Source organism: Sediminibacillus dalangtanensis, assembly GCF_017792025.1.
GTDB classification, from domain to species: domain Bacteria; phylum Bacillota; class Bacilli; order Bacillales; family Amphibacillaceae; genus Sediminibacillus; species Sediminibacillus dalangtanensis.
Genome location: NZ_CP046956.1, coordinates 1,265,351 through 1,285,962, shown reverse-complemented (window position 1 = coordinate 1,285,962; position 20,612 = coordinate 1,265,351). Strand labels below are relative to the sequence as shown.

21 protein-coding genes, 1 other RNA gene, 1 pseudogene and 1 riboswitch are annotated in these 20,612 nt (G+C 44.9%); of the genes and pseudogenes, 2 read left to right on the top strand and 21 right to left on the bottom strand.

Going from position 1 to position 20,612, the window contains the following annotated elements:
• Positions 1-46: 46 nt before the first annotated feature.
• The 8 genes from ERJ70_RS06560 to ERJ70_RS06525 form a co-directional block, all read right to left on the bottom strand.
• The gene (locus ERJ70_RS06560; protein WP_209368050.1) at positions 47-928 is read right to left on the bottom strand and encodes a glycine betaine ABC transporter substrate-binding protein; all 882 of its coding nucleotides are present in this window, start codon (positions 926-928) and stop codon (positions 47-49) included.
• A 68-nt stretch (positions 929-996) separates the two neighbouring features.
• Positions 997-1,827, bottom strand: a complete 831-nt coding sequence (locus tag ERJ70_RS06555; RefSeq protein WP_209368048.1) for an ABC transporter permease — start codon at positions 1,825-1,827, stop codon at positions 997-999.
• Entirely contained in the window at positions 1,824-3,023 is a 1,200-nt protein-coding gene (locus ERJ70_RS06550; protein ID WP_209368046.1) for a quaternary amine ABC transporter ATP-binding protein, read from the bottom strand. Before ERJ70_RS06550 ends, ERJ70_RS06555 begins: the two co-directional genes overlap by 4 nt.
• A 38-nt stretch (positions 3,024-3,061) precedes the next feature.
• Positions 3,062-3,532, bottom strand: coding sequence for a thioesterase family protein (locus ERJ70_RS06545; protein WP_209368044.1), 471 nt, complete (start codon positions 3,530-3,532; stop codon positions 3,062-3,064).
• Positions 3,533-3,534: 2 nt separating this feature from the next.
• Positions 3,535-4,509: an L-carnitine dehydrogenase gene (locus ERJ70_RS06540; protein ID WP_209368043.1), complete on the bottom strand. Its 975-nt coding sequence runs from the start codon at positions 4,507-4,509 to the stop codon at positions 3,535-3,537.
• Positions 4,506-5,399 carry a beta-keto acid cleavage family enzyme gene (locus ERJ70_RS06535; RefSeq protein WP_209368042.1) on the bottom strand — a complete coding sequence of 298 codons (894 nt, stop codon included), beginning with the start codon at positions 5,397-5,399 and terminating at the stop codon, positions 4,506-4,508. The genes ERJ70_RS06540 and ERJ70_RS06535 overlap by 4 nt, the downstream gene beginning before the upstream one ends.
• Before the next feature lie 563 nt (positions 5,400-5,962).
• Positions 5,963-6,499 (bottom strand): TetR/AcrR family transcriptional regulator, encoded by a 537-nt coding sequence (locus ERJ70_RS06530; protein WP_209368041.1) that lies wholly within the window; start codon positions 6,497-6,499, stop codon positions 5,963-5,965.
• A 161-nt stretch (positions 6,500-6,660) separates the two neighbouring features.
• Positions 6,661-7,611: an alpha/beta hydrolase gene (locus ERJ70_RS06525; RefSeq protein WP_209368040.1), complete on the bottom strand. Its 951-nt coding sequence runs from the start codon at positions 7,609-7,611 to the stop codon at positions 6,661-6,663.
• Positions 7,612-7,778: 167 nt separating this feature from the next.
• Positions 7,779-7,883, top strand: a riboswitch (SAM riboswitch).
• A 367-nt stretch (positions 7,884-8,250) separates the two neighbouring features.
• Here ERJ70_RS06525 and ERJ70_RS06520 point away from each other — a divergent pair.
• Entirely contained in the window at positions 8,251-9,381 is a 1,131-nt protein-coding gene (locus ERJ70_RS06520) for a 5-methyltetrahydropteroyltriglutamate--homocysteine S-methyltransferase (protein ID WP_209368039.1), read from the top strand.
• Between the two features lie 17 nt (positions 9,382-9,398).
• Here ERJ70_RS06520 and ERJ70_RS06515 read toward each other — a convergent pair whose 3' ends face one another.
• The 10 genes and pseudogenes from ERJ70_RS06515 to ERJ70_RS06470 all read right to left on the bottom strand — a co-directional run bounded on the left by ERJ70_RS06515 (position 9,399) and on the right by ERJ70_RS06470 (position 16,865).
• A complete protein-coding gene (locus ERJ70_RS06515; protein WP_209368038.1) occupies positions 9,399-11,324 on the bottom strand; it encodes a heavy metal translocating P-type ATPase in 1,926 nt (641 codons plus the stop codon).
• A 378-nt stretch (positions 11,325-11,702) separates the two neighbouring features.
• Entirely contained in the window at positions 11,703-12,257 is a 555-nt protein-coding gene (locus tag ERJ70_RS06510) for a class I SAM-dependent methyltransferase (protein WP_209368037.1), read from the bottom strand.
• Positions 12,258-12,336: 79 nt separating this feature from the next.
• Positions 12,337-12,888 (bottom strand): HAD-IIIA family hydrolase, encoded by a 552-nt coding sequence (locus tag ERJ70_RS06505; RefSeq protein WP_209368036.1) that lies wholly within the window; start codon positions 12,886-12,888, stop codon positions 12,337-12,339.
• Positions 12,888-13,455, bottom strand: a pseudogene (locus ERJ70_RS06500) (nucleotidyltransferase family protein). The gene ERJ70_RS06505 and the pseudogene ERJ70_RS06500 overlap by 1 nt, the downstream one beginning before the upstream one ends.
• The gene (locus ERJ70_RS06495; protein WP_209368035.1) at positions 13,446-14,336 is read right to left on the bottom strand and encodes an alpha/beta fold hydrolase; all 891 of its coding nucleotides are present in this window, start codon (positions 14,334-14,336) and stop codon (positions 13,446-13,448) included. Before ERJ70_RS06495 ends, ERJ70_RS06500 begins: the two are co-directional and overlap by 10 nt.
• Complete coding sequence (locus ERJ70_RS06490) at positions 14,320-14,787, bottom strand: NUDIX hydrolase (protein WP_209368033.1); 468 nt, start codon at positions 14,785-14,787, stop codon at positions 14,320-14,322. The genes ERJ70_RS06495 and ERJ70_RS06490 overlap by 17 nt, the downstream gene beginning before the upstream one ends.
• A 125-nt stretch (positions 14,788-14,912) precedes the next feature.
• Positions 14,913-15,437 (bottom strand): hypothetical protein, encoded by a 525-nt coding sequence (locus ERJ70_RS06485; protein WP_209368031.1) that lies wholly within the window; start codon positions 15,435-15,437, stop codon positions 14,913-14,915.
• A 63-nt stretch (positions 15,438-15,500) separates the two neighbouring features.
• Positions 15,501-15,812 carry a hypothetical protein gene (locus ERJ70_RS06480; RefSeq protein WP_209368029.1) on the bottom strand — a complete coding sequence of 104 codons (312 nt, stop codon included), beginning with the start codon at positions 15,810-15,812 and terminating at the stop codon, positions 15,501-15,503.
• Positions 15,813-15,911: 99 nt separating this feature from the next.
• On the bottom strand, positions 15,912-16,649 hold the full coding sequence (locus ERJ70_RS06475; protein ID WP_209368028.1) for a nucleotidyltransferase domain-containing protein: 738 nt from the start codon (positions 16,647-16,649) through the stop codon (positions 15,912-15,914).
• Positions 16,650-16,670: 21 nt separating this feature from the next.
• Complete coding sequence (locus tag ERJ70_RS06470; protein WP_209368026.1) at positions 16,671-16,865, bottom strand: hypothetical protein; 195 nt, start codon at positions 16,863-16,865, stop codon at positions 16,671-16,673.
• A 325-nt stretch (positions 16,866-17,190) separates the two neighbouring features.
• Here ERJ70_RS06470 and ERJ70_RS06465 point away from each other — a divergent pair, with 325 nt between their 5' ends.
• Complete coding sequence (locus ERJ70_RS06465; protein WP_209368024.1) at positions 17,191-18,069, top strand: SDR family oxidoreductase; 879 nt, start codon at positions 17,191-17,193, stop codon at positions 18,067-18,069.
• Positions 18,070-18,756: 687 nt separating this feature from the next.
• On the opposite strand, the gene ssrS is transcribed toward ERJ70_RS06465, so the two are convergent.
• The 3 genes from ssrS to ERJ70_RS06450 all read right to left on the bottom strand — a co-directional run bounded on the left by ssrS (position 18,757) and on the right by ERJ70_RS06450 (position 20,548).
• Positions 18,757-18,943: non-coding RNA, 6S RNA (ssrS, locus tag ERJ70_RS06460), on the bottom strand.
• A gap of 58 nt (positions 18,944-19,001) precedes the next feature.
• The gene (locus tag ERJ70_RS06455) at positions 19,002-19,196 is read right to left on the bottom strand and encodes an aspartyl-phosphate phosphatase Spo0E family protein (RefSeq protein ID WP_209368022.1); all 195 of its coding nucleotides are present in this window, start codon (positions 19,194-19,196) and stop codon (positions 19,002-19,004) included.
• A 281-nt stretch (positions 19,197-19,477) separates the two neighbouring features.
• A complete protein-coding gene (locus ERJ70_RS06450) occupies positions 19,478-20,548 on the bottom strand; it encodes a C45 family autoproteolytic acyltransferase/hydrolase (RefSeq protein ID WP_209368021.1) in 1,071 nt (356 codons plus the stop codon).
• Positions 20,549-20,612: the final 64 nt, after the last annotated feature.

Below are 20,612 nucleotides of genomic sequence, written 5' to 3'. Positions count from 1 at the left end.
AAAAGGCCTGTTACGACTGCAGCCGCAAACAGACCCCTTTACTCTCTTATTTACCAGTCATTTCATCGATCTTATCCTGGTTGCTTTCGATCCACTCACGTGCTACTTCTTTTGGATCCTGGTCTTCTTCTTCGATTTTCACAATCATTTCTTCGACATCATCAATGGAAATGCTCCAGTTGCTCAGGAACTCATATGCTTCTGGGGCATTTTCTTTCAAATCTTTATTGGTTACCACATGGACAGAAGACGTTTCGAAGAAGCCTTTGTCATTCTTTAACACTTTAATATCATATTTGTTAAACATGGTGTGCGGGCGCCAGCCAAAGAAAATGACCGGTTCTTCCTGACTCATCAAGCGTTGAGCCTGAGCCAGCATGCCGCCTTCAGAGGAAGCGACGTGCTCGATATCAAGACCATACTCTTCGATCATTTCTTTTGATTCTTTCGTTGCACTGGCACCTTCTTCAATGCCGTACATTTTATTGTCAAAAAGATCTTCTTTTCCTTTTAAGTCTTCCATGCTATTGATATCTTCCATATATTTCGGGACTACCCATCCAGTTTCGGCTTCCGGATAGCTTACCGCTGTGTCTTCGACAGAATCGGAAAATTTGTCCAGATGGACTTTGTGCATCGGGAACCAAGAGTCCATGAAGACATCGATGTCCCCGCGGGAAAGTCCCATGAAAACACTGCCTACATCGGCATCCGTGTGTTCTACCGTATAGCCCATATCCTCCAGAACCAAGCTTGCGATTTCAGTCGGAGGCACGGTGCTTGTCCAAGGTGTGACACCGAAAGTGATGGTTTGGTCTTTACTCTCACTTGCTTCTTCGCCGTTTCCTTCTGATTCACTGTCAGAAGAACATCCTGCGATCAATGCGACAAATAGTGCGGCCATAAGACCGAATAATAGTTTTTTCATGCTAATTTTCTCTCCCCTGTTTTTTTATAGTTGAAATCCGGCCGTGAATTGACGGGCTTACGGATTCATTAAAACCTTTTACCTAATCCTTGCGTGATACGATCCAATATGATGGCCAGGACAACAATTCCAAGTCCACCGGTCAAACCGAGCCCAACGTTTACCGTGGAAATACCAGAAAGGACGGTCGACCCTAATCCGGGAGCTCCTATCATCGAAGCAATGACAGCCATCGATAAAGCAAGCATGATGGTTTGATTGACCCCTGCCATGATTGTCGACAAGGCTAACGGAAGTTGAACTTTAAACAGCAGCTGCCATTTCGTTGTACCAAAAGCTCTGGAAGCTTCCACCACATCTTCCGGCACTTGTTTGATTCCCAGGCTTGTCATGCGGACAGCCGGCGGTGTTGCAAAAATAAAGGTGGAAATAACAGCCGGAACACCGCCGAGGCCGAATAGCAGAATTGCCGGGATTAAATAGACGAAACTCGGCAACGTCTGCATAAAGTCCAAAATGGGACGGACAATCTTATCCATGATGGAACTGGTAGCCGTCAATATTCCGACAGGAACACCGATAAGGACCGACAACAAAGTCGAAACGAGCACAATAGCCACCGTTTGCATCGCAGCAGGCCACAGTTCAACCGATCCTAAATAGATGCATCCAATCAAGGTGAAAAGCGCCATTCCTTTACCGGCAATCCGCCAAGACAACACGATCAAGATGATGGCAATCACTTCAGGTGGAATGACGATCAAAAGATTGGTAACCGCCTCGATAAAGGCCCCAAGTGCATCGCTGATTGCGTTGAAAAATCCGCCCATTACCGGCAGCAACCAGTTATTCACAAAGGAATTCGTCCAGTCTTCTAATGGGAAATGGAAATAGTTCATGATGGCGTCACCTCATCTTTCTCTTTTCCAAGTACTAGACCCGACAGGATCGATACGCGGGAAATGATCCCCAGCAGCCGTCCGTCTTCAATTACCGTGATCGGGTACTTGGCATCGACAGCAATTCCGATCAAGTCATTTAACGGAGTGTGCGGTGCAGCTGAGGCTACATCCGTAATCAATACTTCTTCCAAATCGATCTTTTCTTTATAAGCCCGAATGGCGTCGTCAATCGTTAGTAATCCTTTGAAATTCTTCTCTTTGTCTACGACAAAAATACTAGAGGCTCCGACTTCTTCCATTTTCCGAACGGCAACACGGGGACCGTCCTTATATGTCATCAGCACTTCCGGCTTTTTCATGACATGAGAAGCTTCCAAAACCTTGGATCGATCTACATCCTTCACAAAGTTGGAGACATATTCATTTGCGGGGTTTTCTAATATTTCCTCAGAGGTGCCGACTTGGACAATCCGGCCATCTTTCATGATGGCAATTCTGTCTCCTAGTTTTAATGCTTCATCCAAGTCATGCGTAATAAACAAGACGGTTTTGCCAAGTTTGTTTTGCAGATGAAGTATTTCATCCTGCATTTCTTTTCGGATGATCGGATCGAGCGCACTGAAAGCTTCATCCATTAAGAGTATGTCGGTATCATTGGCTAACGCTCTCGCAAGCCCTACCCGCTGCTGCATTCCACCACTCAACTGATTCGGATAACTAGCTTCATAGCCTTTCAAACCCACATCCTCGATTGCTTTTTCTGCCTTCTGGTACCGTTCCTGCTTGTCGACTCCTTGAATTTCCAAGCCATAAGCCACGTTGTTCAATACAGTCCGGTGCGGCAACAAACCGAATTTCTGGAAGACCATGCCGAGTTTTTTGCGTCGTGTTTCGATTAAGTTGGTCGTATCCATCTTGGTGATATCTTCACCTTCAATCAAAACTTCTCCGTCTGTCGGCTCGATCAGTCGGTTAATCAAGCGGATAAGCGTCGATTTTCCACTTCCGGACAGTCCCATAATGACGAAAAATTCACCCGGTTTGACAGCGAATGTTGCTTGGCTAACACCAACAGTCATGCCCGTTTTTTCTAATATTTCGCTTTTTTGTTCCCCGTTTTTCAATCGTTTCAGCCCCTGCTGGGGATGGGAGCCAAAAATCTTGGTCAGATTATTAACTTCAATCTTATTCACAAGCATTCTCCTCTCTTGAAACCACCGGGCAGGACGGACTAGCGTTTAATACCGATGTGCCTGCCCGCTTGTTTCGGTGTTGATAAATATTGCTGTGCGTCGCGCAGCTGCTCGATGGCAGCCGCGACCGGATCGGGGAATGGAGCAGGTCGGCCTTGCTCGGTATTGATTCCCATCAGCATTTGCTCGCTTGTGGCCAGCAAATCACCATCAGCGTTTTTCATGGTGAAAAATACATGCAGACGTTTTGTGTCATCATCCAGCAATTGAATATCCAGTCTTAGTTCCTGGTCGCGATGCGCCTCTTGCAAATAACAAATATGCGTCTCGAGGGTGAAAATTGTATATCCCCAACTTGTACGGGTTTCCTCATCCAATCCAATATCTTCAATAAATGCATCAACGGCCTGGCTGAATGCTTTCGCATAGGCAGCATCGTTCATATGGCCGTTATAATCCACCCATTCATCATGGACACGGTTTTGATAATGAAACGGCTTGTCGGTCATCTTTACTCACCTCTTTTAGCAATACTTTTTGTTTCCGGCCAGTAATCCTCCACTAAATCCAGCACTTTGACGAGAAATTCATTCCGTTTGCTTTCCAATTCGGCAATAGAAGCATCACCAGCATGGGATTCGCAGCCTTCAATAACCCTTTCTTTCAACTCATCGGTCAACTCTGGTGCGACCAGTTTGGTCCACGGCTGCTTCAATGCTGGCCCGAATTGTTCGAGCATATGGCGCATTCCTTGTTCACCGCCGGCCAAATGGAATGTCAGGAATGGCCCCATTTGCGCCCAGCGCAGACCTGCTCCATAAATAATGGCGGCATCCACTTCCTCGGTTGTTGCCACTCCGTCATTCACCATATGAAGTGCCTCGCGCCACAAAGCTTCCATTAAGCGGTCGGCTAAATGACCCTCGATTTCTTTACGGATGACCAGCGGCTTCATTTGGATAGCAGCATAAACTTCTTTTGCTGCATCGATCGTCGCCTGACTGGTAGCTTTTCCGCCGACCAATTCCACTAATGGCAAAATATAGACCGGGTTGAATGGATGGGCGACAACGAGGCGCTCTGGATGCTGCAAACCTTCCTGCAACGTCGATGGCATAATGCCGGAAGTACTCGAGCCGATGATTGCGTCCGGCTTGGCATGCTGATCAATGCTAGCCAGCACGTTTTTTTTCAGTTCTTCCCGTTCCGGTACGTTTTCTTGAATCAGATCAGCTTGTGCAACTGCTTCTTCTATGGTAGGAACAAAGCGCAAGCGATCAATGGTTGCCCCTTCAGCCAATCCGATTTCCTTCAGGGATGGCCATGCCAATTCCACTGCACGGCGCGTTTTCTCTTCGGCTCCTTCTGCAGGATCAAAGGCTACGACATCATGACCATTAGCCAAGAAGCGTGCGATCCAGCCATTGCCGATAACCCCGGTGCCGATGACTGCAAATGTCTTCGTTGATTGTGTTGTTTGATTCATGATTTCATTCCTCCGTTCGGGTTTCTCAATCCGTAAGATTCACGGGCTTCTTGTGGTGTCATCACTTCCATACCGTTTCCGTGCAGCATAGTGATCGCCTTTTCGACAAGCTGATCATTCCGCGCAAAAACACCTTTGCTCAAATACAGGTTGTCTTCCAATCCCACGCGGACATTGCCGCCTAGCATCGCTGCTTGAGCAGCGATTGGCAATTGCATTCTGCCAATGCCAAATGCAGACCAATGGGCATTTTCAGGCAATCGATTTTTCATGTACGTCATGGTTTCGACATCCGCTTCCGCTCCCCAAGGAATACCCAGGCAGAACTGGAACATTGGATCACCGTCTATCAGTCCTTCATCGATCAATTGTTTAGCAAAACGAAGGTGGCCAGTGTCAAAGCATTCCAGCTCCGGCTTCACTCCACTGGCCTGGACAAGCTTTGCCTGTTCGCGCAGCCAGTCTGTCGGGCTAAGATAAATCATGTTCCCAAAATTCGTACTGCCGCAGTCCAACGTACACATTTCCGGGAGCAGCTCTCCTACCGGCTCGTGTCTCTCTGCCGGTGTTTGCATATCGGTTCCGTTCCCTCCGGCTGCCGGTGTGTCAAGACTAGGGATGAAGTCTCCACCCCCACCTGAAGTAATGTTGATAATCACATCTGTTTCCGATTCACGGATACGGTCTACAATCTCTCGATAATGATCAATATGATGACTGATCCCTCCGGTCTCCGGGTCACGGGCATGTACATGTGCTACAGTGGCCCCGGCTTTCGCGGAAGCAATGGCTGCTTCTGCAATTTCTTTCGGTGTGACAGGTACATGCTTGCTTTTTTTCGTCGTATCCCCTGCGCCAGTAACGGCTGCAGTCAAAAGAACTTTATTCATGAAGGATTCCTCCCTATTTATTTCGTAAGTAGATTTTACATTTTACTGTACTGTCCGGACGGTTTGAAAACACGTTTTAAACTATACCATCCAGACGGTTTTGTTTCAAACCGTTCATCATTATGTAAGGGGTTACATTCCTTTTCTTCCATGGAAGGATGACCGCTCAATCCCTTGTCAGCAGTGGTAGGAGGGAGGGTAATAAAACTTTTTTAAATTTGTTCGGGATTGGTGAAATATGTAGAAGGTGAGATAGGTTTAAGACCTCGAGGGGGTAGGCGCTGGAGCTAGACATCTCTGAAATTAATTTATAAAAAACAAAACCCGAGCGAATTCGAATGGTTCGAATTCGCTCGGGTTTTGTGTTGGTCACGATGGTTTTGTCCCATCCTCCAGGTGTACTATTCTTTTTTCGTTCAATATTTTGGAGCAGGATTCAGCTATCATGTAATAACATGCGTTTTGCTAAAGAGCCGCTGATGTATCGACATTTCACAGCCTGAACCGGATAAGATAACCCTGACAATCCTTTAACAGTGTTTTTTTAAATAAAGGGAGCAACCTTATTCGTCGGCCCACTCTAATAGTGTCTTGTAAACCTCTTCCTTTTTCTCCTGCTCGATATGGTAAATATCAAATAACTCCGCCAGCCAGATACCATCTGAAGCAAGACGGATAATGGTTGCCTTTACGGGATCAATCCCATCCTCTTCAATTTCCTGCTGCCATTCAGCATACAGTTCCCGAATGGGATCAAGCAGTTTTTCATTGACCGCCTTTGCTGCCAGCAATCCGGCATTCATGTCTTTATTTTGATATACTTGATTAAAAGTGACGTTTACATAGGCACGCACCCACTGCCCTTTTTCTTCCGGATCCATTTCTGCATTGTTGGCGATTTTTTCCCGATAGTTATTGGTCAAGTGTTCCACCATTCCTTCTACCAGGGCTTCTTTGGAAGGAAAATGGTACAATAATCCTCCCTTACTGATACCAGCTTCCTCCGCAACAGCTTCCAAGGTCAGATTAAATATCCCTCGTTCGCTGACGATTTTGGATGCAGCAGTAAGTATTTCTACTTTTCTAGAATGTCTGCCCATGAAAATCTCCTCTTGATTATCATATTTTATGCCCTTTACTATACAACCTGGACGGTATCGTTTCAAATATATTTTTATTATAACTAAACTCTCCTCTTTGCCAAAAACGCTTACAATCCTGACAAAGATGCCTTTCGTTAAAGAGGAAAATTCTTTCCGTTTCAGAAACCAAGAGCCGACTCGATAAATGCTTCCAATCGTTTTTGAAATTCGGCAGTCGCAGCGGCGTAAGCATCCGTATGCCCAGCTCCCGGTACGATCCACAACTGTTTTTCGCTATCGGCTGCCTCGTACAATCGATGCGCCATTTCGGTGGGGACGAGTTCATCCCGGTCGCCATGTATAATAAACAACGGCCGGGTGTTGTCTTTGACCTGCTCAATGGCCGAAGCCTCGCCAAACCAGTAACCAGCGCGAAGTTTAGTCATACCACTAGTGATAGATATCAAGGGAAAAGCAGGCAGATGATACAAATGCCGAAGTTGATGAGACAATTCCTCACTTACATCCGTATATCCACTATCCGCAATAATTCCTTTTACTTGAGAAGGCAAATCTTCTCCGCTGGTCATCAATACTAATGCGGCTCCCATTGAATTACCATGCAAAAAGATGCTATCCATTCGATAATCATCGATTAACCGTTTTATCCATCCTTGGTAATCCAGGCGATCGTGCCAGCCATAACCGATATAATCCCCTTCGCTCTCCCCATGGCCACGTGCATCCGGCATAAGAATCGAAAATCCATGATCATAATAAAATTTGGCTAGGTCACCCATTTGCTGCCCATAACCTCGATAGCCATGTGCCAGTATAACTGCTTTCCCGGACTCTTGCGGATTTTGCAAATAATGAGCCTTTAGGTTCAATCCATCATAGGATGTCATTTCCAATTCTTTGAGTTTCTTAGCGGCAAACCAGTCCTGCGCTTCTGCCAACAATTTACGGTCTGCCTCGCTACTCGGCAACACCGGTGGCTCTTCGCTATAAAGTTCGACTTGTTCCCCCCGATTGACTCCCTGGTTATAAAAATAATTACTTCCACCCAGAAGCGCAACTGTTAGCAGAACCACAATGCCACCGGTAATCCAACCTATTCTCTTTTTCATTCCATCCCCTCTTATAAATCTATTTAACTATCTTTTTATCATTATAGCGGAAATAAATTGGAAGCGCATTCATTTTATTGCAGCAATGAAAATTTGAAAAATTCTGTTGTGTTTCTTTTTCATTTAGTGTATGGTTAATGACAATTAATCATGCAAATTGAATAAAGCGCTTATCAAGAGAGGTTGAGGGACTGGCCCGAAGACACCTCAGCAACCAGCCAAATTCGGCATGGTGCTAAATCCAGTAGACATATGTGTCTAGCAGATAAGAAGAACGTGGATTAAAAGAGCCTTCTTCTTAGAAGACTCTTTTTTGTTTTTTTGGCTTGCACTTTTAAGTGGAGGAAAACCGGTAAAAGTGATTTCCAGCTTTCCTTTACAAGTTGGGTGCTAGTATCATGCTGTGGAAATACCTGCGATGATAGTCTGCGTACTGTTTTCCAACTATGGGAAAAGGATGCATAGTGTTTCTTGAAACAGGCGCCTCCAACAAACAAATAACTATTGTGCTGGAGCGATTGGTTAACCTTGTTCAAACAGAAGGAAATCAAGCACAATCCCAATCTACGTTACTATCTTTATGCAAAAGCACCATCATTAGGAACCAACATTAACTCACTAGTTGAAAGGAAGATTCTTATGGAAAAAAATCAATTTGACCAACCTGTAAACGTGCTTCCTACCCCACCGTTTAAGGGAGATCATGTCGGCAGCTTGCTGCGTCCGGAAAGGCTTAAACAGGCACGTTTGCAACGGCAAAATGGAGAAATAACAGCAGAACAACTTCGAAACGTGGAAGACGAGGAGATTATCCGGGCAGTGGAAAAACAAAAACAGGCGGGTCTTCAGGCTGTGACAGACGGAGAATTCCGCCGTTCCTGGTGGCACTTCGACTTTCTGGAGCAACTTGATGGCGTAGAAGCTTACGTACCGGAAAGCGGTATTCAATTCCATGGTACAAAAACGAAAGCACGCGGAATTAAAATCACAGGAAAAGTCAATTTCAGCGAGCATCCAATGGTGGAAGATTATAAATTTTTACATAACATAGCCGGAGACCATACCGCCAAAATGACGATACCGAGTCCCAACATGTTGTATTTCCGCGGAAAACTGGAATACTCTCCTTATGAAGACCAGGAAGTCTTTTTCGCTGACTTAACCACTGCGTACAAAAAAGCGATCCAAACTTTTTATGATGCCGGCTGTCGCTATTTACAACTCGATGACACATCCTGGTCGTTGTTCTTCTCGGAAGACGGACGTGCGCGGATACGTGAAAATGGACAGGACCCAGACGAACTCAGCCGCTTTTTTGCCCGATGTATCAACGAATCTATTGCCGATAAACCAGATGACCTGATCATTACCATGCACATTTGCCGGGGAAACTATCAGTCCACCTGGGCCGCTTCTGGTGGTTATGACGCTGTTTCTGAAGTGATTTTCGGCGGTTTGGATGTAGACGGTCTATTTCTTGAATATGACGACGATCGTTCCGGTGGATTCGAGCCACTACGTTTTGTCAATCGTTCAGATTTGCAAATTGTTTTAGGACTGGTCACCTCCAAACACGGTAATTTAGAGGACAAACAGTTGATCAAGAAACGCATCGAACAAGCTGCGGAATATGTAGACAAAAATCAGCTATGCTTGAGCCCGCAATGCGGTTTTGCCTCAACAGAAGAAGGAAACCTGCTGACAGAAGAAGAACAGTGGGCGAAATTAAAGCACATTATAAACATTGCGGATGAAGTCTGGCATAGCTGACAATCGGAGACTGCCAGCTAGCGCAAAAGCCGCAGCCCATTTAAAATAACCAGAATCGTACTGCCTTCATGGCCGATTACTCCTAATGGCAAATCGAGAAGCTGCAGAAAATTGGTCATGATCAATAACAGAATGACAGCAACAGAAAAGAAAACATTTTGTTTAACGATCCTGTTCATTCGCCGAGAAAGCGATACAGCGTCGGCGATCTTGCTTAAGTCATTTTTCATCAAGACGATATCTGCTGTTTCCAGTGCCACATCGGTACCTGCCCCCATGGCTATTCCCACATTAGCCGTGGCCAGGGCGGGTGCATCATTGATGCCGTCACCGACCATGCCGACCGTTCCATACTGATCTTTCAATCGGTCGATATAAGTTAACTTCTCATCAGGCAGACACGCTGCCTTAAAATCATCGATTCCACATTCCGCTGCTATTGCTGCAGCAGTTTTTTCGTTGTCCCCGGTCAGCATAACGGTCGTAATGCCATTTTTTTGCAATGTTTTTAATGCCGCAGCCGTTTCCGGTCTAACCGTGTCTTTGAGGGCTATCACTGCAGCGATCCCCCTCTCGTCGGCAGCAAAAACAACCGTCTTTCCCTCTGCAGCCAACCGACCGGCAATTCCTCCTTGAAATTCGGCTGCCTCTTCGCTTCCGACAAATTCAGCACTGCCTATTTTCCAACTCGATTCTCCCAATACTGCCTTAATCCCGTGGCCGCGTTCCTCGATTACTTGTTCAGGTAAAGACTTCGGGAAGTATTTTTGTGATTCTGCATATCGTACAATCGATTGAGCCAAGGGATGATTGGAGTTCGCTTCTATCGCCCGGATATTTTCTAAAATACTCACATCGTCATCACGGAAATAAGCATCGGTAACGTGAGGATGCCCTACTGTCAGCGTACCTGTCTTATCGAAGGCTACAACCTTGATTCGGGACAGTTTTTCCAGATGGATTCCGCCTTTAAACAGAATACCGCTTCGGGCACCTTTGGAAATCGATGATAGCATCGCCGGCATGATGGAAGCGACCAATGCACACGGTGAAGCTACCACCAGGAGCACCATGGCACGATAAATCGTTTCCTGCCAGCTCCAAGCAATTACAAAAGGGGGAATCACCATCATCAATAGAACAGCAAGCAAGACTACGTTCACATAAGAACCTTCAAATCGTTCGATAAAAAGCTGGGATGGTGACTTTTCACTCTGAGCAGATTGGACTAGATAGATGATTTTTTGGAACAGTGTCTCATCAGCAGGTTTGCTGACTTCAACAGTAATGGCGCCATTCAGATTGATTGTACCGGCAAATACGTTGTCACCTTTCTGTTTTTCCACCGGAAATGCTTCACCAGTTATCGCTGACTCATCCAACGAAGTGCTTCCTCTGCTTATCTGTCCATCTGCAGGTACGCTTTCTCCTGCTTTAATGAAAACAAGATCACCCACCGCCAATTCCGAAACCGCTACTGCCATTTCTTTTCCGTTTACAAGCCGCACCGCTGTTTGCGGCTGCAAATCCATTAAGCCGGAAAGCTCCTTTTGACTTTTATTCATCGTATAAGTCTCCAGAGCCCCGCTTAAAGCAAAGATAAAAATCAAAATGGCTCCTTCTGTCCAGTAACCTATTGCCGCTGAGCCTATTGCAGCAAATACCATCAGCATTTCGACATTCAGTTTCCTGTCCTGAATGGTTTCGATTATGCCTTCCTTCGCTTTTGCAAATCCGCCGATCAAAAACGCTGCAAGATGCAGAAAAATGTACAATGGCTCCGTTATTTTATCCTCCATCGACCAGGCCGTCAACACGAGCAGGCCACTGATGATAGCCGCTATAAGTTCACCGTGCAATATCATTCCATCAACTAATTTGCTGATGGGAGTGCATGCTGTTTTTTCCTTTGCAGTTCCCGCATCAACGACTTCGGAGCTCATCTCCAACACTTCCTCTCATTCTTAATAAATCTTATCACATTATAATAATTATTATTTAACTTTAATTATAAATAATTCCGAGAGGAAATCAAGCCTAAACTACCATTATTTTAAAATCGGGAGCAACACGTTCTGTCTGTTAATCACAACTGCTTGTTTACTCCCTATTTTATTTAGATTAATTGGATAGAGTTCGGGCTTTACAATTCACTATTTCATCTAAAAAAGAAAAAAAACCGCCTGCAGCATTTTTGCTGCAGACAGCTTAACACGGCGAATTTTTCCTAAAGCGAAAAATCCACCGACAAATTATTTCTCTTGGCAATATCGCATTCTATGTACTGGCTGATCCGTCTCCCGCTTTCAAGGAGCGCAGGGTTACCGCTTAATCGCATCCACTATCAAAGACACGAATCCCAGCTGTCCATTTTGGTTGCGATGATCAAACCGTTTTGATCGATAGATGAACCCGGCTTTTTCATCCCATTGCTTGTAATGAAAATCCCCCAGCTCATCACAAAATTCCAGCAACTTCACATCATACCCAGCTGCTTGAAACATTTTCGATAAACTCTTATAGTCATGTACAATTTTGTGGGAGGCAGCCGGGTGATCCGGAAACCCGGGACCGCCTACTTGTACTCCTATTTGATATTCTTCATTCCGGAAATTGGCGTCAGGTACAGCACACCGGACATAGCCTCCAGGACGCAAGTATCGGTAGCATATTTCAGCTGCTATTATTCCTTCCTCAAAGCTAAGATGTTCCCAAACGTGCTCTGCCAAAATGGCAGAAACCGAGCCGGGAGCAAATTTTTTTCGCCACCCTTCTTCTTCTAGCAAATTCAGTTCCTCTTCCTGTGTATGTATCCAGCCTGGATTGTTGTGGTACTCTCCCGCTCCTATGACAATGTTTTTTTCTTGATCAGCCACTTTTCCCCCTTCTTTCTAGCCCTGACATCAGAAACCTTTCAAACAAAAAGCTAATGAGTTTTGGGAAATGATAAGATTGTTAGGCATCGTCTACTTTAAGTACTGATTGTTTTTTTAAATCAAAAGATTGATATAGCCACTCCACCGCATCCTTTAGATTATTTGCTGCATAATCAATTTTCGAAGAATCTATCAGAGTAGTCTTCCCCGCACCCGTTTTTACAAGGATTTTCGTTGCATTCACCTTATCTGCCGCAGCCATATCGCTCCACCGATCACCGATAACCACACATTTTTCCAAATCCAATTCTTTGTATTTTGCAGCTGCGGCACGCAGCATCCCTGGCTGTGGTTTTCTACAATGACAATTTTCTTCTGGCTTATGAGGACAGATGAATACATCCGTAAAACCGAAACGGTTCAACTCCTCTCTAAATTCTTCTAAAGTAGCTCTTCCGCTTGAAATGCCCGGCTGATTTGTAAAAGAAAACACATATATACCAGCCTCCTTCAAGCGTGTTATAGCTTCAAAAGAATATGGGAACAATTCAAATGTACCAGGGTACTGGACGGTGTCATCACCTCCAAGCGTTCCATCCCGATCGATAAAAACAGCATCAATTTCACTCATCAAGCATCCCCCTTATAAATGGTTACGTTACGCCAATTCCGTTTCCACTCTTTGCTTTTCATTCGTTGTTCAAATAGCTTCAGAAGCCTTTTATCGGACAAAAATCTTGGGGATGGTTTCACTTCCAGATTTACTACATCCTCTATTCCATGCGGAGCAGCCATGACAATATCTCCATACCCATTAATTTTCACACCGATAGCTGTGGCAGTTTCCGGGAAGTTAGCCATTGCATCCACTGAGGATGTATAGGGGGGAAGTCCATTGATTAGATGCATCCGCGCCTGATTTTTCACCGACCATGGGATGCCAGCACGATAGCTGTTGCTCCAATCGCTTCTCGTACTCTTCTTCAGATCGTGTTGAATCAAAGAAAATAACATCGATGTCGGAAAGAGGTGTCCGCTTATTAACTTGATGCAAAGTGTCCCAAATTTTCGCCCGGACAAATCCAGCGCACACCCACCAATCTGGCAAACGAAGTGTTGCAGCTGCATGGATAATGTCCATCATCCAGCTATCTTCCTCAATCAGCTGGATAATATCGCCTTCTGTTTTCATCTCCATTTCCCCTCTTCTTTCAACATTGCCATGGTGGTTTCCACAAGGAGGTCAGGTCTGTCCAGATGAATGTCGTGACTGGCATTTTTCGCTCGTACAAAAGTAGCGTTTGTCGTCAACTTTGTCTGATTGAAGACGATTGTTTGCCAAATATCCTCTACATCTCGCGCATCTGAATCGTTCAATCCCTCTTTTTCCACCATCTCTCGAACCGATAGATCAGTATCACGTACGATAACTGTCAAGGGAATTTCAGGAAAAGAACCCATTGACTTTATCTTGACCACATCATCTGGCATCGATTGAATTTCTTCTGACATGGCCTTAAATAAACCAGGATTGCATAAAAAATCTCTCCATTTCCCAGGAGGAACGCCCTCCGGAACCTCTTCTATCCAGGCAGTCAGTTCATTGCTTAATTCTCTGCTTGTTAAACGGGCGTAATACGCACATTTCTTTCTCCAGGCATCGTTCGAATTTTCATCATCTTCTATCTCGACTTCATCAAGCAGTTGGTAATCAACCGAAGAAGAGTCGACCAAAACGAGACCACATATCCTCTCGGGATAGGCTTTGGCGAAATGCTGCATACATAAACCGCCGTATGAATGTCCGACCAGAAGAGGATTGCTTATATGTAATTGCTCTAACACTTTATATAAATCATCCACGTTTGCCTCTATATTTCTCAACCCATAGCCAAGCGTCGATTTCCCGCACCCTGCACGGTTAAACAGAATAACTCTTGCATGGGTTGCCAACTGCCGGGCAATGTTTTCCCATTCATAGATGGAGCAAGCCATTCCTGGTTGGATGACGACCGGTTTTCCTTCCCCTATATCGAGTATTTCCAACTGCTTGGAACCTATATCAATCATTTTTTCCATAACTACCTCCAGCATTGGTCAATCGGTTCTTCACTTTCCCGACCGCCCAAACCTGATACTCATGAAATAAGTGTTCCGTCGCTTTCGCTAGGCTGAACCAGCGCAAATAGTGTCCCGGCTCACTTGGTTCTCCAAGCAATCTTGCCTGGTAACAGAGATAAAAATGACCTTCACTCAGCATGTACTTGTACTGATTGGTAGAATAGAAGTATTGTCGGGCACTACCGATAAACGGTCCAACTTCTATTTCCATTCCCATTTCTTCTATTGCCTCTCTCTTCAAACATTCCTGATGCGTTTCTCCCGCTTCAATGCCTCCACCAGGCAAAAAGAACTTCCCATCCTCAGTTTCGATGACGGCAAGTGAGTTTTCTTCATTTATCAGTAAACCATACACGCCTGGGCGAAAATGATACTGCTTATCTCTTTCTTTCCTTCCAAATTGTTTCATTTTAGAACCCTGCCTCTCTTTCGAATAAGGGAAGCAACTGTACTTAAAGCTCCCTGTATTTATCTCCTTTTAAGATGATTCTAATCACATTAGCCTCTCAACAGACCTCCTCACCGGCCTCCATTCTACGTGGGCTGGCCCATTTGGGAAGCCGCTAAAACCTGCGACAGCCATAAAAGGGCAGAAGATGAAAGGACAATGGATAAAGCCGCAAGCAGGTTCTTTTCTTTTTTTGAAAAAAGAAGCACCGCTGAGGTCAGAATCGAGATGGCAGGAAACAGCCACCATCCGTGTAAGTACAAGCTCTTCCAAGCGATAAGGAATAACAAACAGGATACCCATCCAAGTACGCCACAAAGGAGTGAAAGATAACTCGGCCAGGAATATCGCTCCCCCACTAGACGTTTCCATTGACGTTTTTCCGGTCTGTTGCTGTATAAATATAGTGTTCCGACGAGAAAAGGGGCAAGCAAATAGGTATGTGCTTCAAATAAGAATGAACCGATGAGTGGTATGAATATGGCCGTTATATAACCTGCTATTCTGTTTCTTTTATGGAACAGAAACGAAACCAGCATACCCGTCGTCGCAATCAGTAAATATAAGGAAAAAAAGGTAAGGATAAGAATGCCACTGGTGGTTAAATCCATAAAAAGCCCTCCCTTTGTCACAACAGGACTCAACGAACCCTGGCGAATTTTGCAAGATTCTCATTAATACAACGTTAAGCTCAATACAAACGGGGCAACAAAAAGGACAAGTGCACTGGTCAAAAGACCCATGGTGACTGTTTTATTAAGTCTTTTCCGTCCTTCTCCCTGATACCACCCGGAAAACTGCCACTTGTTTCGATAGAGGACAAATAAAACCAGGTAGACGGCAATCCCGCCAAGCCACTGAAACTTCTCCGCTCTGGGAGACCAAGTATAAATATTGCCCAGAGCAATCCACATCAACGCCGCCAAAAATAAGAAAATGATAAGAATGCGAAGAAGCTCAAATACTGCTGCTAGTAATGCTTTCATCCGCTCCTCCCCCTTCACTTTTTTACGGGATGGAGAAAATTCATGACGTGTCACAAAAAAAATGAAGGTATATAAATACTTTCCATCCCGCATTCTTTCTCACTTTTGCTCTGCCGCAGTTTTCCCAATAGAAAAACCAGCGAACAGGCGCCCCCCATACGGCTCCATAACACTGTCGACCAGTTGGATGACCTTTTCTTTATGGCTATCTCGATAAAAGGAGTCAAAAGCCAAGGCAAAGCGATCTGCAAATCCGGGATTGTAATGCCGCAAAGCTCGGATGGTCCATTTGGAAGCTCCCACCCATTGACCGTTGACGCGCAGGTAAAATTCACTCGTTAGCTGAGCCAGCGTATTGGCAATCACTAGGTCTTCCTCCCGCAGGTTGCTGCCGATAAAATCATCGAGCGCATCTGTTAGAAAATACCGTTTTTGTTCGATAACGGATGCAGTCCAACGTTTTGGGCCGGCGGCTAGAAGCGCTGCAGCTTCCTTTTTTATCGAGTCGATCAGGCCGCCGCTATCCTTCAAAACGATCCCTTCTGACACCATACGGGGCAAGGATGGTCTGGCACGCTCCATGTCCTGGAGAAAAAACTCCTTATAAGATTGCAAGTTATGTACAAACACCTCGATCGGCCAATCGAACTCCACAAAAGATTCTCGGTATGAACCAGAATAATGGTCAACGAAAATAACGATATCCAAGTCGGAAGCGACCGTTGCCTCCCCTCTGACAACACTTCCTGCTAATAACGCTCCTTGGCAATCCGGAAAACGTTTATCGATAAATTTTTTCGCAGCTGTTTCTGGATGATCTTTTGTATTTTTCTCCACCACACTACCTCATTTCCATGTTTAATCAATGTCACAGGAAAAGGACCAGTTAAAGGCAAAAAAATCCTTTTCCACATTGGGACTGCCCCCGATTTCCACACATTGATCCGCAGCATTATTGATTTGCAAGTGGTTCATGACGGAAGTGGAAATCAATAAGAAGACTGCTAAAAAAATTGTCAACCCTGTTAATAGAAATACCATTTTCCTTTTCATAATTGTTTCCCCATTTTCATTCTCCCTATCGGCTGGGAATTATTCGAGATTCTGCTACAATACCGTTTATATCAATTCTGCTTTATTGGAAATTTCTGATAAGTCAAGGCTACCATACTTGCTAATCGCAGAAAACCTTTTATTTTTAGAAAAGCAAAAACCTGGCTGCATCTTGGACCAAGGCAAGAATGAGGCTGTCTATTCATAAACCGGCAAGAATGACAAATGTTAAGAAAAGGCAATAAAGACGCTTGCTTGTTTTTCCTGTATCCCTAAGGGGTATATCCAAAAAGAATTCAATGGAATCACTAAGGAGGAAATAAATATGGACGAACTAAACAAACAAACTCCCCTGTCTGATGGTATTCCTACTCAACAGCAATCCCGCCAGCCAGGATTGGAGTCAGAAATGGATCCGAAGCCGATTTATGAAGTGGAAAGCCATGTCGGCAGCGGGAAATTAAAAGATCGTGTCGCATTGATTACTGGAGGCGATAGCGGAATCGGTAAAGCAGTGGCGATCGGCTATGCAAAAGAAGGTGCCCATGTGGCGATTGCCTACTTAGATGAACACAAAGATGCGGAAGCCACTAAACAACGGATTGAGCAAGAAGGCGTAAAATGCACCCTGCATCCCGGTGACATTGGCGACGAGAATTTTTGCAATCAGTTAGTCGAGGATGTTGTCAACCAGCATGGGAAGCTGGATATTGTTGTTAACAATGCAGCCAGGCAGGAAGTGAAACAAAACGTGCGTGATATCACTCCGGCGCAATTACGACGGACATTCGATGTCAACTTTTTCTCTATGTTCTATATCACACAGGTGGCCATACCACATTTAAACACCGGTAGTGCGATTATTAACACTGCTTCGATCAATGCCTATGTCGGCAACAAACAACTGGTCGATTATACTTCCACTAAAGGAGCCATCGTGGCTTTCACCCGCTCGATCGCACAGGAGCTTGCACCACAAGGTATTCGCGTGAACGGCGTGGCGCCAGGACCGATTTGGACACCGCTTATTCCTGCCACAATACCGGAGGACCAAATCAGCGAATTCGGAAGCAGTACTCCACTCGGGAGACCTGGACAGCCTGCAGATCATGTAGGGAGCTATATCCTGCTTGCATCCGATGAAGGTGCCTATATGACCGGACAATTCGTCCATATCAATGGCGGAATGTACACTTCTTCTTAATCAGAAGTTGTTTTTCACACTATGTATAAACTGCGCAGTAACTGTACTGGAAGTGCCATTGCCTATTCAAAAAGCGTGTTAAGCAACGCTTCGGTAGCATACTTCGCTTTCCGCGGGCACGGCTTCAGCTAACTTGGTAAAGAAAACCGCTTTACCAAGTGGATCTTCAGCTCGCGCTCTTCCCGCTGGAGTCTGCGTATGCTCCCTGCGCTAAGAAGCATGCTGATTACCGTGAGCATAGAAACCTTTTCCCTTGAAACACAACAAGACTCCTTAAAAACGGTTCCCAGGAAACGCGTGCTTTTCTTCTTTTCCTGCTTGTTTTTATAGCTACATGCATTAAAAGTGATTCAATAGAGAAGTATCTAATACAGTTTATAAACAGGAAGCTGTCCCTAGCTGTGGAAATACCCGGAGACTCCTGCGGGAGGAAAGGCCTCGGTGAGATCCCGCAGAGCGTTAGCTCGAGGAAGCTCACCAGCCGCCCGCGGAAAGCGCAGGGTATTTCCGCAGCGCCGTACTCCAACTCAACGTATATAGGAGATTAGGGAGACTCATTTCAAACTAGTTCGCAATTTCTATCAACGATGACAGTTATAAGTGAAAAATCCCCTGTCCACAAAGACAGGGGATTTTTTCCATTCAAAAAGCCAGCCCCCAATGAAGGACTGGCTGTTACATATCGTGTTTAGAGCCACATTTGCCGTAACCTCACGTAATAAAGTTTTAAACCACCACTCCTCAAAGTGGGTGTTCGCAGAATCCTTCCTGTCTTCCTCTATCATGGAGGCTTGACATTCCACATTCAATTTAAAACTCCCTATTACAGTTTAAAGGTTAAAACTTATTATCATTACGAACAACGTAGCTTGTATTCTTATACTACAGCAGCTAAGCAGAAATTGCAATAACATTGTTTACCAAATTTACTTTCACTTGCTGCACTCTTTTTCGCAGCGCACATATTTCATGTGTTGCAAGATAAATATCAATTGATCTAATTCCTCACTGCACCTTAACACTTCTGAACTTGCAATACCTTTTATCCGAGCTAACTCATAAAGATCCTTGCGCTTTTTATCTATTTTCGCTTGCATTTCCCCAATCGTTGCCTTACATTTGCCCATATGTAAAACCATCCTTCTGGAAAGTCTATTATGACATTGTCTCAATTTATTGTGGCAAAAGAATGGAAAAATCACGCATAATGTTACAAATTCCCAACACTTGTCTGTCTGAGAGCTTTACTCCGATTCTTTCCGTAGGAGGGACACCAGCCGCCAGTGGAAAGTGAAGGGTCATTTCGCGGCACCGCCTTACCCCTCTTTATTATCTTTTTTCCAAATGACAGAATATATTTGAACTCAGCATTTATAAAATATGGACGGCTTTTGCCGTCCATCCTCTTTTAACGTTTCCCGTTCATCCAGCTTGCTCCCTCTTCCATATGAACGAACGGAATGTCTGTATTTACTTCTCCAAAGATTCGCCGATTGGGATAGTCATCCCCATCCAGCCATTCTTTTACGTCTATTTCTGTCGGCTCCTGATCTCCCCCCAATGCAAACCATGCTTTCATCTCCTGGGGGAAATAGGCAGATGTATGGATAGTACCCGCCCAGTTGCGGTACTGATCGGAAAATACCCCCTTATCCGAGTCATTCATCAGCCGGAAAGCATCATATCCGTTTTTAAAAGCTTGTCTTTCTCCTTCAATGATTCCCTTTCTGCGTTCCGAATCCACCAAATAGTTACGGTTTTCCTTCTTCATGATTTCAAAATGATTCGTGCATACATTGGACCGACGGACTTCCACACCTCTCGGAGATGCCTCTACGACAAATGTTTCTCCCACGGCATCATAAACGATATAACTAAACGAATGGCGATGCGGAATTTCCTTCAACATTATGTCCGCTTCCTCTACATTTGCACATGATTCGAGCACGAGTCTGCCTATCATGGCACATATAAATCCATCCCCAGGTTTTTTACGGTGCATAAAATTGTAACCTAGCACCAGTCCCTTTTCGTTCATCCCATCGGGACGCCCGGTGATACGCTGGGAAGGACCCATAATCGCATACCCTCCATCAGTCGGCTGGAACATAACGTATCGGCCTTCATATGTTTTAGGATGATAATCATAATTCCGGACAAAATAATTGTCCCCTGTCACAATCGAGCAGCCCGATTTTTCGTATTCAACCCGATAGCCGCCAAACTCCATCAACACCCGTTCCATTGGCCAACCCAAGGCATCCCGTAAACCTAGCAGTTCCTGCCATACACCCGGGGAAAATTGGGTAATTGCATGTTCTGCCTCTTTCTTATCCACTGTAAAACGCGGTTTTCTTACCTTCCATTGCTTTTCACGATTCTGAACGGTTAAGGAACCCTTCAGTTCTTCTCCTTGTTTGCGGCCGAACTCATAATGGGTGCCGCGGAATTGGATGATGTTACTGTAAATTTGTTTCATCTGCTGCTCCCTCTTTATCTGCTATTTATTTTAAAAGGATAACGGAAACTATCAAAATAAGAAA